Here is a 592-nt window from a genome sequence, read left to right as displayed (position 1 = left end):
CCACCATCATGATACCGAGGTGAATTGGGTCGATGCCCAGCGCAATGGCAATTGGGAACACCAAAGGAGCAACGATGATCAATAAGCCCGAAGGCTCCATAAACTGACCACCGATCAGGAGCAATAAGTTCACAACTATCAAGAACGTAATTGGTCCAAGACCCGCAGACAGCATCGATTCCGTGATCATCTGAGGGATACGTTCTTCAGTCAGTACGTGTTTTAAGATCAGTGCATTAGCAATGATAAACAGCAGCATGATGGTAAGCTTACCTGCTTCATACAAGGTATGCTTAGTGTCTTCATGGACAAAGGTCTGAATCACTTTGACGATCGCTGGTTTGGTGTTTTGCTTATCAGCAAATGGTCCCATGTCTTTATATATAAAGTTCGCGATAAAGAATGAGTACACCGCCGCAACTGCCGCAGCCTCTGTTGGTGTGAAAATACCGCCATAGATACCGCCAAGGATGATCACCACCAGCAGCAAGCCCCAACTTGCATCTTTGGCTGCATCAAACGTTTCTTTCCATCCCACGAATGGTTGCTTAGGTAGATTCTTAATCCTCGCCGCAATGTAGATAGCGATCAT

At 46.1% G+C, this 592-nt stretch carries 1 protein-coding gene; it reads right to left on the bottom strand.

Annotated elements, in window-relative coordinates; translation table 11 throughout:
• Positions 1–592: TRAP transporter large permease subunit (locus R8O11_RS29555; RefSeq protein ID WP_318195168.1), on the bottom strand; the 592-nt coding region annotated here is incomplete at both ends.

This window comes from Vibrio sp. 1288, assembly GCF_033344475.1.
This window is presented reverse-complemented; position numbering and strand designations above follow the sequence as displayed.